The following is a 14,788-nucleotide window of genomic DNA, read 5'->3' as shown; positions in this document are numbered from 1 at the left end:
ACCTTGCCCCTCTAGCGCCAATGGCTAGAGTAACCACATGACATTTGAACAGACCGCATTATTTGCCATCTTCGCCGCCGTCTTTGGCATGTTCCTCTGGGGACGCTTTCGCTACGATATCGTTGCCTTTTGTGCGCTGATGATCGCTGTGGTCATGGGCCTGGTGCCCACCAAAGATGCCTTTTCCGGCTTTGGCCATCCGGCAACACTGGTGGTGGCGCTGGTGCTGATCGTTTCGGCCGGATTGGTGCGCTCTGGCGCAGTCTTTTTGATCACCCGAACGCTGGTGGACAGCGCCCGTGCCCTGGGACTGCATATTGCCCTAATGGGGGGCGTCGGGGCGGTGCTGTCTGCCTTTATGAACAACGTTGCCGCCTTGGCGCTGCTCATGCCGGTGGATATCCAGACCGCCCGCAAGGCCGGGCGCGCGCCGGGGCTCAGCCTGATGCCACTGTCCTTTGCAACTATCCTGGGTGGCATGGCGACGCTGATCGGCACCCCTCCCAATATCATCATCGCCGCGATCCGGCAGGAAACCGTGGGCGCGCCCTTTGCGATGTTTGACTTTGCCCCCGTGGGCGGAATTGCCGCCCTGACTGGGCTTGCTTTTGTTGCCCTCATTGGCTGGCGCCTGATCCCGCAGCGGGAGGCGGGCGCTGGCAACTCCGAGGCACAATTGGCTGATTATATTGCTGAACTCACCGTTCCGGATCGATCCAAACTGATCGGAGAACGCCTAGGGACGCTCGACCCGGAGGCCGAAAAGGCCGATATCGCAATTCTTGGACTGATCCGGAATGGTAAGCGCCGCTATGGCCGCTCTGCCGGAGCGGTGCTTCAGGCCGGTGATACCCTGGTGATCGAAGCCACGCCTGAGGCACTGGATGAGTTTCGCACCTCGCTCTCCTTAGATTTCTCTGACGCTGCCCGCCAAGAGAAACTTACCGCAGCTGGTGAAGGTCTAGAAGTGATAGAGGTGGTGGTGCCCGAGACCGCCCGCATCAATGGCCGTTCCGCCCAGGCGGTGGGGTTAGCCTGGCGACAGAGTACTGTATTGCTGGGTCTGTCCCGGCAGGGGCGCCGTTTGACCAACCATATCCGCCAGATCGAAATCGAGGCAGGGGATATTCTGCTTCTGCTCTGCCCCCGCGACCGTGGCGCCGATGTAACCGAATGGCTGGGCTGTCTGCCTTTGGCGCAGCGGGGCCTGGCGGTAACTGCCAACGACAAAACCTGGGCCGCGATTGGAATGTTTGCCTTGGCTGTGCTCGCCGCCTCTTTGGGACTGGTCTATTTGCCCGTGGCTTTGGGGCTGGTGGTGGTCGGCTATGTGCTGATTAAGGTACTGCCAGTGGCGGAAATATACGATCATGTAGAATGGCCCGTGGTCGTACTCTTGGGATCAATGATTCCCTTGGGCGCCGCCCTAGATGACTCCGGTGGCACCGCCTTGATCGCAAATGGATTGATTGACCTCACTGCAGGCCTGCCCTCATGGATGGTGCTGACGGTTCTGATGGTGGTCGCCATGACGCTGTCGGATGTGTTAAATAACACCGCCACAGCCATTGTCGCCGCCCCGGTCGGCATCCAGATGGCCGCCACGCTGGGCGTCTCTCCGGATCCGTTTCTGATGGCGGTAGCTGTCGCGGCCTCTGCCGCCTTTCTTACCCCCATTGGGCACAAGAACAACACGCTGGTGTTAGGCCCTGGGGGCTATCGCTTTGGCGACTACTGGCGGATAGGTCTGCCGCTGGAGATCCTTGTGATTGCTGTTTCGATCCCGTCGATTCTGGTGTTCTGGCCAATGTAGCCCCCACAAGACCTGGATTGCCTTGCAACCGTAGCGAAGGCTGACCCAACGACAAAGCATGGAAGGAATTGCTCTGAGCCACAGGCTCCGCGTAGGCTGGGAAAAACCGGGAGGCGCAGATGACAGCAGATAGCACAGATACCCATGCAGACGTGATCATTGTTGGGGCTGGCATTGCCGGACTTGCGGCGGCTTGCGAGCTGGGAGACCGTGGCAAGCGGGTGATTCTGTTGGACCAGGAACCAGAGCAATTTCTTGGCGGGCAGGCCCACTGGAGCCTTGGTGGGCTCTTTATGATCGACACCCCAGAGCAGCGGCGCATGGGCATCCGTGACTGCCATGATCTGGCACGACGGGACTGGATGGGCAGTGCGCAGTTTGACCGGGCTGAGGACGACTGGCCCAAACAATGGGCCCGTGCCTATCTGGACTTTGCTGCGACTGAAATGCGTCCCTGGCTCCATCAGATGGGCATGCGCTGGTTTCCGATTGTTGGCTGGGCCGAGCGGGGCGGCAGCACCGCAGAGGGCCATGGCAATTCGGTGCCACGCTTTCATGTGACCTGGGGCACAGGTCCCGGCGTTGTCGCGCCATTCGCTGCCCGGCTGCAGGCCCATGTTGCTGATGGCCGGATCATCACTCGGTTTCGCCATCAGGTCAGCCATATCATCGTGCAGGCAGGCGAGGTCAAAGGCGTGTCCGGCGAGGTGCTGGCGGCCGATACCGCACCACAGGGAGCTCGGACAAACCGAGAAGAGATAGGGGAATTCGAGGTTTATGCCCCATCGGTTATCGTCGCCTCAGGCGGGATCGGCGGGAACTTTGAACTCGTGCGCAAAAACTGGCCCCGTGACCGCCTGGGTGAGCCGCCAAAAACGATGGTAGCCGGAGTGCCCTTCCACGTAGATGGGCGCATGATTCCCATTGCGGAAACCGCAGGGGGCCATGTGATCAACGGGGATCGCATGTGGCACTACACCGAAGGGCTGCGCAATTGGGATCCGATCTGGCCCAACCACGGCATTCGTATCCTACCCGGCCCATCCTCAATGTGGTTTGATGCCCTTGGGGACCGGCTAAAAGCGCCTTTCCTGCCCGGCTTTGATACGCTGGGCACGCTGAAAGAAATTCTCAAGACAGGGTATGATTACAGCTGGTTCGTACTGAGCCAGAAGATTATCGAGAAAGAATTTGCCCTCTCAGGCTCAGAACAGAACCCCGACCTGACCTCAGGCAAGTGGGTGGAAGTGCTCCGGTCGCGCCTGATGTCGCGCGGCACTGCGCCCGCCCCCGTGGAGGCCTTTAAGAAACACGGGAAAGATTTTGTTGTCGCTGACACGCTGGCCGAGCTGGTCGAGGGTATGAACCGTATTGCCGAGGTAGCGTTGGACGAAACCCATCTGCGCCGCCAGATCGAAGCCCGCGATGCCCAGGTCGACAATGCATTTGCCAAGGACGCCCAGGTGATCGCCATCAATGCCGCCCGCAACTATCGCGGTGATCGCTTGATCCGCACGGCAAAACCCCACCGCATATTGGATCGTAAGAACGGCCCGCTGATCGCAGTGCGGCTCAACATCCTGACTCGCAAGACCCTGGGCGGGCTACAGACAAACCTGGAAAGCCAAATGGTGGGGGCTAATGGCACCGCCGTGCCGGGATTGTTTGCCATTGGTGAGGCCGCAGGTTTTGGCGGCGGTGGATATCACGGCTACAATGCATTGGAAGGAACCTTTCTGGGCGGTTGCCTGTTCTCTGGCCGCCAGGCGGGGCGCTCTTCCCTGATTGCCTGAAGGGCCGCGCCCGTCACAAAGCATGGTCACAAAGCACGGTCACAGACGAGTTAGGTCCAAAACCACCATCACCCTCCTGCTCAATGGTGTGCTCAGGAGCCTATCCCGTTTTCACTTGGCGTCAAATATCCCAAGGGTGAGCGCCTCTGGCGCGAGGGGGCAGCGCCCCCTGTTGTCCACAGCACCAATCGCCAAGGGGCACCCGCAGCCGATGGGCCCAAACCCTATACTTGCCGCCAAACCCTAGGTCAGAGCCTGCGACAGAAGGGCGATACCGGAAGCAGTGGCGAACAGAAAAACCAAAAATCCACGTCTAAAACTCATAAATCTACCCTCATCAAATATGTCTACCAACTTGATATAGGGCGAAGATTACCAATTTCATCCGCTGTGACTAACCATCGGCAAAAACCTGCGTGGTTGCCTGTGAGCCTTAGCCTAAAAGATCAAAGCGGCCAAAGATAGGGGATCAAAGCCGAGGCCAAAAGCCCTATACTGAGATTGAGCGGGATGCCAACCCGCAAGAAGTCCGTGAATTTGTACCCCCCCGGACCATAGACCAGCATATTGGTCTGATAACCAATCGGCGTGGCAAAAGAGGCCGAGGCCGCCACCATGACGGCAACAACCAGTGGCCTTGGATCTACGCCAATGGCCTGTGCCAAACCAACGGCGATCGGCGTTACCACCACGGCGACCGCATTGTTAGAAACCAGTTCAGTCAGCACCGAGGTCAGTAGGTAGATTGCCCAGACCAGTACAAAGGGCGGCAACCCGGTCAATGAGGGGGCGATTGCCTCAGCAATAAGACGCACAGCGCCCGAGCTTTCCAGCGCAGCACCAATGGCCAGCATGGAAAAGATCAGCGCCAATAACCGCCCATCTACAAAAGAAAAGGCCTCATCCGCGTCGATGCAGCGGGTGATCAAAACCATAGCCACTACAACAACAGAAAGTAGCAAAATCGGAGCCACGCCCAGCGCTGCCAGCCCGACAATAGACAAGAGGCCAACAATCGCCAGCGGCGCATGACTGCGGCGGTAGGCACGCTGGGTGGGCTGGGAGACATCCGCCATATCCATATCGGCAGCAAGCCGTTGAATATCGCCTGGAGAGCCTTCGAGCAGCAGCGTATCGCCGACGCGCACCACCAGATCATCAAGCTGCACACCGATATTTTGGTTGCGCCGGTGGACAGCCAGGACATAGACACCGTAGCGGCGCCGCAGACGCATGGCCCCCAAAGAGCGCCCGACCAGACGGCAGCCCGGCGTCACCAGAACCTCCACCGTCTTGGTCTCCACCGCCGATACCTGATCGACCCGCTTGAGCTCCTTATTGGCCTGCAGGCTCAACAGCTCTGTCATTTCGGTGCGCAATACCACGCGGTCCCCCACCTGCAGCTCAACCCCTTTGAGGTTGCGCCGCAGAGACAGGTCGCCGCGCACGAGGTCGATCAATCGCACACCAGGGCGCTTGAACAACTGCACCCCGGTCACCTCACGGCCAATCAGGTTGCTTTCAGGTGGGATCACCGCTTCGGTGAAGAATTTCATCTTGGAGCGATCACTTAGCAGCATCGCCATACTGTCGCGGTTCGGCAGCAAGTGTGGCGAGATATAACGTAGATAGATCATGCCCCAAATCACCAAAACAATCCCCAAAGGCGTGACTTCAAAGATCGAAAAAGGTGCAAGCCCCTGTGCCCGTGCAACCCCGTCAACCAGCAGGTTGGTAGAGGTCCCGATCAGGGTCAATGTACCGCCAAGGATGGCCGCATAGCTGAGTGGAATCAACATTTTGGAAGCCGAAACTCCCAAGGTTCGGCTGATCTGCACGAAGACCGGGATCATCACCACCACCACCGGGGTATTGGACACCACCGCCGAGGCCGCAATGACAAAGAGCATCAATAGCGCAATGGCACGCTTTGGGCTCACCTCAGCCTGTTTGCGAGCCTTAGATGTAAAGGCATCAAGCGCCCCTGTGCGTACCAATGCCCCCATGATGATGAACATCGCCGCAATGGTCCAAGGTGCCGGATTGGAGAGCACTTCGATGGCGCGTTCATAGGGCAGTACCCCAGTGATCAGCATCAGCGAGACCCCGGCCATGGCCACCACCTCGGTCGGGTAGATCTCGCGCAGGAAGGCGACAAACATCAAGCCAACGATGGCCAAAGACAGCAAGGCGCTGCCATTCTGGGAAAAACTGATCAGATCCATTGTGTCGATTGTCCCAAGTTGCCGCTGGCAGTCTCCCTCATCGCAAATGGCGGGGCAATGGTTTCATGCCCCGCCAACTGCGGCTCCATGACAAAAAGGAGTTTATGCAACAAACACCCTAATTTAAGCAGTCAATTTCCTGAAAAACAGGCAACAACAAGATCAAATTCCAGGCCCGGATGGCTGCAACAACCCACCATTGCGCACCATGTGAATCTCTTTGGCTTCGCCGGTGCGATCATCCGTTACCACCAATGCGCCCGATAGGGTGGCTTCGCCCTCTGCCGGGGTAAAGCGGCTCTTGGGCATCCCGGTCAAGAATCGACGAAGCGGCTCGGATTTCTCCATTCCGATCACAGAGTTATAGTCACCGCACATACCGGCATCGGTCAGATATCCCGTCCCATTGGAGAGGATATGCGCATCCCCTGTAGGCACATGGGTGTGGGTGCCGACCACCAGCGAGGCCCGACCATTACAAAAATGACCCATGGCCATCTTCTCAGAAGTGGCTTCACAATGCATGTCAACGATGACAGCCTGGGCCAGCCCCCCACGCGGATGCGACTTGAGAACAGCCTCAACCGCGCCAAACGGGTCATCAAAAGCCCGCTTCATAAAGACTTGGCCCAGCGCCTGCGTCACCAGAACTTTGCGTCCACCAGCGGCATCAAACAGACGGTAGCCCCGCCCGGGCGCCCCCTTGGCAAAGTTCAAGGGCCGGATGATACGCGGCTCTTTTTCAATGTATTGCAGCATGTCTTTTTGGTCAAAGGCGTGATCGCCCAGAGTCAGACAATCAGCTCCGGCATCGAGTAGCAGCTTGGCATGTGCCCCACTGAGCCCCATGCCATTGGAGGCATTTTCGCCATTGACCACGACAAAGTCGAGCCGCCACTCCTGACGCAACCGCGACAGGTTTTCGGTGATGGCGCGGCGCCCAGCGCGGCCCATCACATCGCCTAGAAACAAAATTCGCATTTAGCTGTCCTAGGCCGCACAGCCTCGCAGGACAAGAGCCCCGGGCTGCTCAGGTGTCAATTTTTGGCCTTGGTAACACATTCTGGCCGCCGCAACTCTGCTTTCCAGCCACGGGGTGTTGCTCAGCGTACTAAAACTGCAAAACGCGGCTTTCGGTCACGACCATATCCAAAGGCTGATCAGTCGCTTCTAAAGGCAGATCCGTGGCTTCCTGCGCGTCAAAGGCAAACCCGATGGCCAAGGTGGAACGCTTAGCGCGTAACAGCTCCAACGTTCGGTCATAAAAGCCACCACCATAGCCAAGCCTGCCGCCAGCGACATCAAAGGCGACCAAGGGAACGATCAGGATTTCCGGTTCGAAAAAATCATCGACCTCAGGCACCGCCGCCCCAAAGGGACCATCGCGCAGGGCCCCATCTGGCTGCCAGCGGCTGAACTTCAGCGGCATATCCTTGGCCTGAATAACCGGCACCCCGACCGGGCCATGAGCAGCGGCCTCGGCCATGGCGGGCAGCGGATCAATTTCGGTGCGAATGGGTACAAAACCGGATAGCGGCACGCCGCGATAGCCAGCCAGGACTTCGGAGAGATGCCCGGCCGCACCAGGAATATTGCGATCAAAGGCAGCTTTGCGCCGGGCAAAGGCAGCTTTGCGGGCCACAGCTTTGATCTCTCTCAGATCGATCATCTCTCTCTCCTCAAAATACGTCACGAGGCTGAGACACGACCTAAAGAAGTAGGGTCGCTGCAAGCCCCAGGAAGGCAAAAAACCCAACCACATCCGTGACCGTGGTCACAAAGGCACCAGAGGCCAGGGCCGGGTCCACGCCCACCTTCTCTAGTAAAACCGGGATGACCGTCCCAGCGAGCCCGGCGACGACCAGATTAATCACCATAGCGGCAGCAATCACGCCACCCAGCGCCGGAGAGCCGAACCAAATTACGCCTACAATGCCCATCACAACGGCAAAGATCACACCGTTGACAAATCCCACCAACACCTCACGCCGGATTACCCGCCAGACATTGGCCCCGGTCAAGTCGCGGGTCGCCATTGCCCGCACTGCAACTGTCAGCGACTGGGTCCCCGCATTGCCTCCCATTGAAGCCACAATGGGCATCAAAACCGCAAGCGCCACAAATTGGGCAATCGTTGCCTCAAACTGCGCAATCACCAAGGAGGCGAGGACAGCCGTGACCAGATTGACCGCAAGCCAGGGGAACCGCCGTTTCGTGGTCTCGATCACCCTATCTGCCAGCGAGCTTTCCTCACCCACCCCGGCCAAACGCAGGATATCTTCTTCGTGTTCGTCATCCAAAACCGCCATGGCGTCGTCAATGGTGATCACCCCAGCGAGTCGCCCATCCCCATCCACCACGGGGGCAGAAATCAGGTGATACTGGTTAAAAGCATAGGCCACGTCTTCTTCGTCCTGATCGGCGGGGATGACCTGAAATGTCTCCTCCAGCAGGTCGGCAAGCGGCACCTCGCGTTTGGTGCCCATGATCCGGCCAAGGGTCACGTTACCGATGGGGCGCAGCCGGGGATCCACCAGCACCATATGGTAGAACTGTTCCGGCAGGTCCTCGGATTCGCGCATATAGTCGATGGCCTGGCCCACGTTCCAATGTTCAGGGGCCATCACCACCTCGCGCTGCATTAGGCGCCCTGCCGAATTTTCCGGGTAGCTGAGTGATTGCTCAACCGCGACCCGGTCGGAATCTTCCAATGCGTCCAGAATGGCTTCTTGCTGTGGCTCTTCCAGATCCTCGACCAGATCCACCACATCATCGGTTTCCAGCTCTCGCACCGCACTGGCCAGAACCGATGGGTTCAGCGTGGCGATCACCTCTTCACGGATGCTCTCATCCAGTTCCGAGAGAATTTCACCATCAAATTCGCGACCGTATAGCCGGATCAACCGGGTCCGGTCATAGCTATTGATTTGCTCCAGAAGATCCGCGATATCCGCCGCGTGCAGATCCTCCATCAGGGAGGTGAGCGCGGCCTTGTCTTCGCGATCAACCGCAAACAGGATGCCAGCAACAAGCTTTCTGTCGAGATCGTAGCCCTCATCTCTGGGCTGGTCCTCATGGAGAGTATCCTTGCCTGTGCTCATATGCTGCCCTTTGCTAAGATTGGTTGCAAATTACTAGAAGCAGTTACCAGAAAACAATGACAATGGGATAATTTACCGGCACTCTCAGCGCGCGTATCCTGTGGGCTGCGATTTGGCAAGAAAAGGACGGCTCCGAAATGCACAGCAACTTCATCTTGCGCGGACATGTGCTGTCCTATTCCGCATCCCCCTTTGAGACCCAGACTCCGGAGGAGGCAGTCGTGGTTTCCGCCGCTGTGGCGCTGGCGGAAGGGCGCATTGTCGGCTGCGGCACATTCGAAGAGATGAAAGCCCTGCAGCCTCAGGCCGAAGTGATCGACCACGGGGCTAGGCTGATCCTGGCCGGCTTTGTGGACGCCCATGTGCATTACCCGCAGACCGCCATTATCGCCAGTTGGGGTAAGCGGCTGATCGACTGGTTAAACAGCTATACCTTCCCAGAGGAAATGCGCTTTGGCGATGCCGCTTACGCGCAGGAGATCGCAGAACGCTATCTGGATCTGACCCTGGCCAATGGCACCACCACGGTCTGCAGCTTTGCCACCATCCACCCCGAAAGCGTCGATGCTTTTTTCACCGCCGCCAAGGCCCGTGGGCAACGCGTAGTCACCGGCAAGACCTGCATGGATCGCAATGCCCCCGAGGGGCTGCGCGACACCGTGCAATCCGCCTATGATGACAGCAAAGCCCTTATTGAACGCTGGCACGGGGTCGATCGCCTTGAATATGCCATTACCCCCCGATTTTCGCCCACGTCCACCCCAGAGCAGCTCGCGGCTATGGGCGCACTCTGGAGCGAGCATCCCGAATGCTTGATGCAGACCCACCTCAGCGAGCAGCTGGATGAGATCGAATGGGTCAAAACGCTTTTCCCGCAGGCACGGGACTATCTGGACACATATGAAGAGTTTGGTCTGCTTGGCGCCCGCGGCCTCTATGGCCATGCCATCCACCTGCAAGAGCGCGAACGCCACCGTTTGCGTGAATATGGCGCAGCCCTGGTGCATTGCCCAACCTCAAACACCTTCATAGGCTCAGGGCTCTTCGATATGGCTGGCCTGATGGCAGAGGGCCAGCGCATCGGCCTGGCCACCGACACCGGCGGCGGCTCCAGCTTTTCTATGCTGCGCACCATGGCCGCCGCCTATGAGGTCGGCCAGCTCCGCGGGCGCCCCCTGCATGCTGCAGAGCTGATCTGGCTAGCTACTCAGGGCTCGGCGACCGCGCTGCGCATGGAGGATAAAATCGGCAATATTGCCCCCGGAATGGAGGCAGATCTGGTGGTGCTGGACCTTTCCTCAACCCCCGCAATCGCCCAACGTAGCGCCCGTGCGGCGGATCTCTGGGAGGCCGTCTTCCCAACTTTGATGATGGGGGATGACCGCGCCGTAACCGAGGTCTGGGTCAACGGCCAACGCCAATAGGTCGGGGCGCGCACCAAGCCCCCTGACGCTGCCCTCGATCGGTCTGTACCTCCCTCTGGCCCTACGCCCTGAATTCTAGGGTTAGCCGATAGCCATCAGCCTCTTTGCAAGACGATGGTGATGCTCCAACAGACTTGGCAGATCCAGAGTGGTCACCACGCCATCCTCGATCACCTGACGCCCTTCAACAAACAGGTGTTTGACCTTTGAAGGCCCCGCCAGCAGCAACGCGGCGGGATCCCAGCTCCCACTTGTGCTCACGCCACTCACATCCCAAATAGCCACATCAGCGCGTTTTCCTGCCGCCAGCCGCCCACAGTCAGGACGCCCCAGTACATCTGCCCCGCCACGGGTCGCTATTTGCAAGGCCTCGTAGGAGCTCATGGCGTTTGCCCCCTGAGCCACACGCTGCAACAGCAAGGCCTGACGCGCCTCCCCCATTAAATTGGCCATATCATTGCTGGCAGAACCATCCACCCCCAGCCCCAAAACTACGCCAGCGTCGCGCATCTGGCGTACCGGAGCGATCCCTGAGCCAAGTCGACAGTTGGAACAGGGGCAGTGGGCCACGCCTGTGCGACTGCGCGCAAAAAGATCTATCTCTGTCGGGTTCAGCTTCACACAATGGGCATGCCAAACATCCGGTCCGGTCCAGCCTAACTCCTCAGCATATTGGCCTGGTCGGCAGCCAAACTTAGCCTCGGAATAGGCGATATCTTCTTCATTTTCAGCGAGATGCGTATGCAACATCACCCCCTTGTCACGCGCCAGGATTGCCGTATCTCGCATCAATTCTCGACTCACCGAAAAGGGTGAACAGGGCGCCAGTCCGACCCGACACATCGATCCCTCAGCGGCATCATGAAAGCCATCAACAACTCGGATCATGTCTTCCAGGATAGCACCTTCCGCCTCTACCAGATGATCAGGGGGCAATCCGCCGTCGCTTTCACCAATACTCATTGCACCCCGAGTGGGGTGAAACCGCAGCCCCACCTGCGCCGCCGCATGGATGGTATCCTCCAACCGGGCGCCATTGGGATAAAGATACAGATGGTCGGAACTCAACGTACAGCCCGACAGGGCCAGCTCCACCAGCCCCAACTGCGCCGAAACAAACATCTCCTCTGGGCCAAAGCGGCTCCAGATCGGGTAGAGCCGCTGCAACCAGCCAAACAGCAGCGCATCCTGCGCCCCCGGCACCGCCCGGGTCAGGTTTTGATACAGGTGATGATGGGTGTTGACCAATCCTGGCGTCACCACGCAGCCCTCACCAGATAGACTCTCCCCGGTGCTCACCAATCCATGCCCCACAGCGGCGATTTCGCCCTCGCGAATTAACACATCCGCATGGTGAAAAACCTGATCATGGTCATCCATCGTCAGGACGGTATTAGCATTTTGAATAAGGATCTCGCCCATCATGCACACTCCATTTAGGCCCGACTCGGTTCATGGAGTGCAGTTCAGGCCGACAGAGAACAGGCAAAGGACTCGACCTGGTGGAAATCTACCTCAAACCAGGGCAAGCGCTCAAGGCAGAAATGCGGCGCGGATCTCTTCGGCCTGTTTTCACCTTTCTTAAAATATTCCGGGGGAGCGGACCAAAGGTCCGTGGGGGCAGAGCCCCCGCCTCCCGAACTCTGCGACAGCAAATACCCAATGGGCTCTGCAGGAACCCCGGTCTCTTCAATCCTGCCAGTTCAACACTCGCAGCGCCTCAGCGTGTAACTGCGGCGTCGCTGCCGCCAGCGCCCGCCCTCCCTCATGCACGGGCCCGCCCTGCCAATCTGTGACGACGCCGCCAGCAGCTTGGATGACAGCAATTGGCGCTTGAATGTCATAGGCGTTCAGCCCGGCCTCGATGACCAGATCAACCTGCCCGGCCGCCAACAGCGCATAGGCGTAACAATCCATCCCATAGCGCGTCAGTTTCACCTCTGCGGCAACCTGATCAAACGCTGCCCGCTCAGCGGCGCTGCCGATTTCAGGAAATGTAGTAAAAAGAATGGCCTCCGCCAGATCGCGCGTGGAACGCGTTCTTAACCCCCTGCGCCCCAAAGGCCCTGTCATTTCTGCCAGTACCGCCCGGTCGCCCTGCGCGGCACTGCCAGAAAACCGCTCTGCAGTATAGGGCTGGTCGATCACGCCGAGTATGGGCCCCTCCCCCTCTGAAAGAGCGATCAACACCCCCCAAGTCGGCGTCCCACTGATAAATCCTCTTGTGCCATCAATCGGGTCAAGCACCCAGGTGCGCCCGGAGGTGCCCATCTTGGCCGGGAACTCTTCGCCCAGAATACCATCCTTTGGCCGCAGTTGTGCGAGCAGATCTCGCATCGCCTCTTCCGCGGCCCGATCTGCGACAGTCACGGGATCAAACCCATCACTCAGCTTGTTCTCCGCGTCCAGATCTGTACTGCGAAAATAGGGCAGGATCACCTGTCCTGCGGCATCGGCCAATTTATGTGCAACCTCAATGTCGCTCAAATCTGTCTCTATCATCTACCCACCTCTATCTATCCGCTTGAGACCACCCAAGCGATCCGCTGCCCCCTGAAATTAACATAGGAAAACCGGTGCCACTCTCGTGGCCCCGGTTCAAGCAAAAACATATTCTCTAATAAGATCCTGCTCTCGGTTTCGACCAATCCGGGCTTGCGCCATCGGGTTGCCCCAAGCAGAGGACTGGGCGGATCAATGCTGCGGGCGCTCAGTACAGTACAAACCACCGTCGGGAACCCGATGCAAAGGCCCCGTTAAGCGACGTCGCTCAACACGCGGGCCAGTTCGAACAGGCGCCGCCGCTGATTTTCTGGGATAGCATAGTAAGACCGCACCAGATCCAGAGCTTCCTTGTCCCCCATCAGATCGTCAGGAACTGCCGACTTGCCACCATCTTTCGCCTCTTCATCCAGCCCTTCGAAAAAGAAGCTGACGGGGACGTCCATGGCGTCGGAAATATCCCAAAGCCGAGAGGCGCTGACGCGGTTAGCGCCTGTTTCATACTTCTGGATTTGCTGGAACTTGATACCAACCTGTTCCGCCAGTTGTTGCTGTGTCTTGCCGATGAGCCACCGACGGTGACGAATGCGTTTGCCGACATGAACATCTACGGGATGAGCCATTCGCTATCTCCTAGTTAAACAATAAATCCCTGCCCGGATATAGTTTCGCGTTTCAGTGGCAGCAGCATCAGATACAATACCCACCACAGAGATACTCAACCATCACGATCAGAGCTCAACCTCAGCCCCAACAGTAAGACCTTCGCAGTTGAATTCAAGTCTGTCACCTCGCCCAGACGCCGACAACATGGCAAATGTATGATTTCACCTATCATTTTGGTTGTGTCATATATGCTTTTGGATACCTATTTGTGCCTCCCCATAAATAGTGAGGTGCAAAAATCGACCGTTTCAACATCGCTTTGGAGCGAATCACCCGCACATGAGAAGAAAGACGGATAGAAATGCTGGCCTATCGCATCAATGATTTTAACGCACCTCCGGTTCTCGAAGAGATCGAAAGCCCTCCTCCTGGCGCTGATGAGGTCAAGGTCAGGATCCGAGCCTGCGGTCTGAACTTCGCGGATTTGCTTTTGCAAAAAGGCACATACCAAGACACCCCTCTCCCCCCGTTCACCCCTGGGCTGGAACTGGCGGGTGAGGTAATGGAATGTGGTTCACAGGTTCAGCGGGTGTCTCCCGGTGACCGTGTCGCGGTCTTTTCTGGGCAGGGAGGCCTGGCCCAGGAAGGGGTGTTTGACGCTGCCCGCGTGGTGGCCATCCCCGACAGCATGAGCTTTGAGGATGCCGCAGCTTTGTTGATTACCTATGGCACCAGTCATGTCGCCCTTGACCACTGCGCCCGCCTGCAGCCAGGAGAGACACTTTTGGTCACTGGCGCAGCCGGCGGTGTCGGGCTGACAGCGGTGGAAATCGGCAAACTGATGGGGGCCCGCGTCATTGCTCATGCACGTGGAGCGGGAAAACTGAAGGTCGCCAAGTCCGCAGGTGCTGACCACCTGATTGATGACACCGCCGATTTGCGGGCAGAGGTGAAATCACTCGGCGGTGCGGACGTGGTTTATGATGCCGTGGGCGGTGATGTCTGGAAAGCAGCCTTTCGCGCCACCAAGCCCGGCGGTCGATTGCTGCCCATCGGCTTTGCCAGCGGCGAGGTGCCACAGATCCCCGCCAACCACCTGCTGGTCAAGAATCTCACCGTCATCGGATTCTACATCGGTGGCTATCTGAAGTCCCACCCCGAGGTCATGCAGCGCTCCTTTGCGACCTTGATGGAGTGGCACAGTTCCGGGCGCATCTCCCCGCATATCAGCCATGTGCTGCCGCTTGCGCAGGTCGCCGAAGGCATGGAGCTGCTGCGCAGCCGCGCCTCAACCGGCAAAGTGGTAATCACGCCCTAGCTCAAA

At 58.4% G+C, this 14,788-nt stretch carries 11 protein-coding genes; 4 read left to right on the top strand and 7 right to left on the bottom strand.

Annotated features, from left to right (window positions below):
• Positions 1-37 precede the first annotated feature (37 nt).
• Both MED193_RS21025 and MED193_RS21020 read left to right on the top strand, forming a co-directional pair.
• Positions 38-1,813 carry an SLC13 family permease gene (locus tag MED193_RS21025; RefSeq protein ID WP_009811797.1) on the top strand — a complete coding sequence of 592 codons (1,776 nt, stop codon included), beginning with the start codon at positions 38-40 and terminating at the stop codon, positions 1,811-1,813.
• A gap of 119 nt (positions 1,814-1,932) precedes the next feature.
• Positions 1,933-3,606, top strand: coding sequence for an FAD-binding dehydrogenase (locus MED193_RS21020; protein ID WP_009811796.1), 1,674 nt, complete (start codon positions 1,933-1,935; stop codon positions 3,604-3,606).
• Positions 3,607-4,052: 446 nt separating this feature from the next.
• Here the strand turns inward: MED193_RS21020 and MED193_RS21015 are convergent, their stop codons facing one another.
• The 4 genes from MED193_RS21015 to mgtE form a co-directional block, all read right to left on the bottom strand.
• Positions 4,053-5,831 (bottom strand): SLC13 family permease, encoded by a 1,779-nt coding sequence (locus MED193_RS21015; protein WP_009811795.1) that lies wholly within the window; start codon positions 5,829-5,831, stop codon positions 4,053-4,055.
• A 162-nt stretch (positions 5,832-5,993) separates the two neighbouring features.
• Positions 5,994-6,812 carry a TIGR00282 family metallophosphoesterase gene (locus MED193_RS21010; protein WP_009811794.1) on the bottom strand — a complete coding sequence of 273 codons (819 nt, stop codon included), beginning with the start codon at positions 6,810-6,812 and terminating at the stop codon, positions 5,994-5,996.
• 130 nt (positions 6,813-6,942) lie between these two features.
• On the bottom strand, positions 6,943-7,500 hold the full coding sequence (locus tag MED193_RS21005) for a 5-formyltetrahydrofolate cyclo-ligase (protein WP_009811793.1): 558 nt from the start codon (positions 7,498-7,500) through the stop codon (positions 6,943-6,945).
• A gap of 40 nt (positions 7,501-7,540) precedes the next feature.
• Positions 7,541-8,932 (bottom strand): magnesium transporter, encoded by a 1,392-nt coding sequence (gene mgtE, locus MED193_RS21000; RefSeq protein ID WP_009811792.1) that lies wholly within the window; start codon positions 8,930-8,932, stop codon positions 7,541-7,543.
• Positions 8,933-9,069: 137 nt separating this feature from the next.
• Here mgtE and guaD point away from each other — a divergent pair, with 137 nt between their 5' ends.
• On the top strand, positions 9,070-10,356 hold the full coding sequence (guaD, locus tag MED193_RS20995; protein ID WP_009811791.1) for a guanine deaminase: 1,287 nt from the start codon (positions 9,070-9,072) through the stop codon (positions 10,354-10,356).
• Positions 10,357-10,437: 81 nt separating this feature from the next.
• Here the strand turns inward: guaD and MED193_RS20990 are convergent, their stop codons facing one another.
• The 3 genes from MED193_RS20990 to MED193_RS20980 all read right to left on the bottom strand — a co-directional run bounded on the left by MED193_RS20990 (position 10,438) and on the right by MED193_RS20980 (position 13,481).
• Complete coding sequence (locus tag MED193_RS20990) at positions 10,438-11,778, bottom strand: 8-oxoguanine deaminase (RefSeq protein ID WP_039966514.1); 1,341 nt, start codon at positions 11,776-11,778, stop codon at positions 10,438-10,440.
• A gap of 267 nt (positions 11,779-12,045) precedes the next feature.
• Entirely contained in the window at positions 12,046-12,858 is an 813-nt protein-coding gene (hisN, locus tag MED193_RS20985) for a histidinol-phosphatase (protein ID WP_009811789.1), read from the bottom strand.
• A gap of 254 nt (positions 12,859-13,112) precedes the next feature.
• On the bottom strand, positions 13,113-13,481 hold the full coding sequence (locus tag MED193_RS20980) for a helix-turn-helix domain-containing protein (RefSeq protein ID WP_009811788.1): 369 nt from the start codon (positions 13,479-13,481) through the stop codon (positions 13,113-13,115).
• 344 nt (positions 13,482-13,825) lie between these two features.
• Here MED193_RS20980 and MED193_RS20975 point away from each other — a divergent pair, with 344 nt between their 5' ends.
• Complete coding sequence (locus MED193_RS20975; RefSeq protein WP_009811787.1) at positions 13,826-14,782, top strand: NADPH:quinone oxidoreductase family protein; 957 nt, start codon at positions 13,826-13,828, stop codon at positions 14,780-14,782.
• Positions 14,783-14,788: the final 6 nt, after the last annotated feature.

It is taken from the genome of Roseobacter sp. MED193, assembly GCF_000152965.1.
In the GTDB taxonomy this organism is placed as follows: Bacteria; Pseudomonadota; Alphaproteobacteria; order Rhodobacterales; family Rhodobacteraceae; genus Pseudophaeobacter.
The sequence above is the reverse complement of the archived record's forward strand: the minus strand, read 5'-3'. Positions and strand labels throughout refer to the sequence as shown.

Coding starts and splice junctions, on each gene's coding strand:
- MED193_RS21025 (WP_009811797.1), top strand. CDS start 38: ATGACATTTGAACAGACCGCATTATTTGCCATCTTCGCCGCCGTCTTT.
- MED193_RS20980 (WP_009811788.1), bottom strand. CDS start 13,481: ATGGCTCATCCCGTAGATGTTCATGTCGGCAAACGCATTCGTCACCGT.
- mgtE (WP_009811792.1), bottom strand. CDS start 8,932: ATGAGCACAGGCAAGGATACTCTCCATGAGGACCAGCCCAGAGATGAG.
- MED193_RS20990 (WP_039966514.1), bottom strand. CDS start 11,778: ATGGGCGAGATCCTTATTCAAAATGCTAATACCGTCCTGACGATGGAT.
- guaD (WP_009811791.1), top strand. CDS start 9,070: ATGCACAGCAACTTCATCTTGCGCGGACATGTGCTGTCCTATTCCGCA.
- hisN (WP_009811789.1), bottom strand. CDS start 12,858: ATGATAGAGACAGATTTGAGCGACATTGAGGTTGCACATAAATTGGCC.
- MED193_RS21005 (WP_009811793.1), bottom strand. CDS start 7,500: ATGATCGATCTGAGAGAGATCAAAGCTGTGGCCCGCAAAGCTGCCTTT.
- MED193_RS21020 (WP_009811796.1), top strand. CDS start 1,933: ATGACAGCAGATAGCACAGATACCCATGCAGACGTGATCATTGTTGGG.
- MED193_RS20975 (WP_009811787.1), top strand. CDS start 13,826: ATGCTGGCCTATCGCATCAATGATTTTAACGCACCTCCGGTTCTCGAA.
- MED193_RS21010 (WP_009811794.1), bottom strand. CDS start 6,812: ATGCGAATTTTGTTTCTAGGCGATGTGATGGGCCGCGCTGGGCGCCGC.
- MED193_RS21015 (WP_009811795.1), bottom strand. CDS start 5,831: ATGGATCTGATCAGTTTTTCCCAGAATGGCAGCGCCTTGCTGTCTTTG.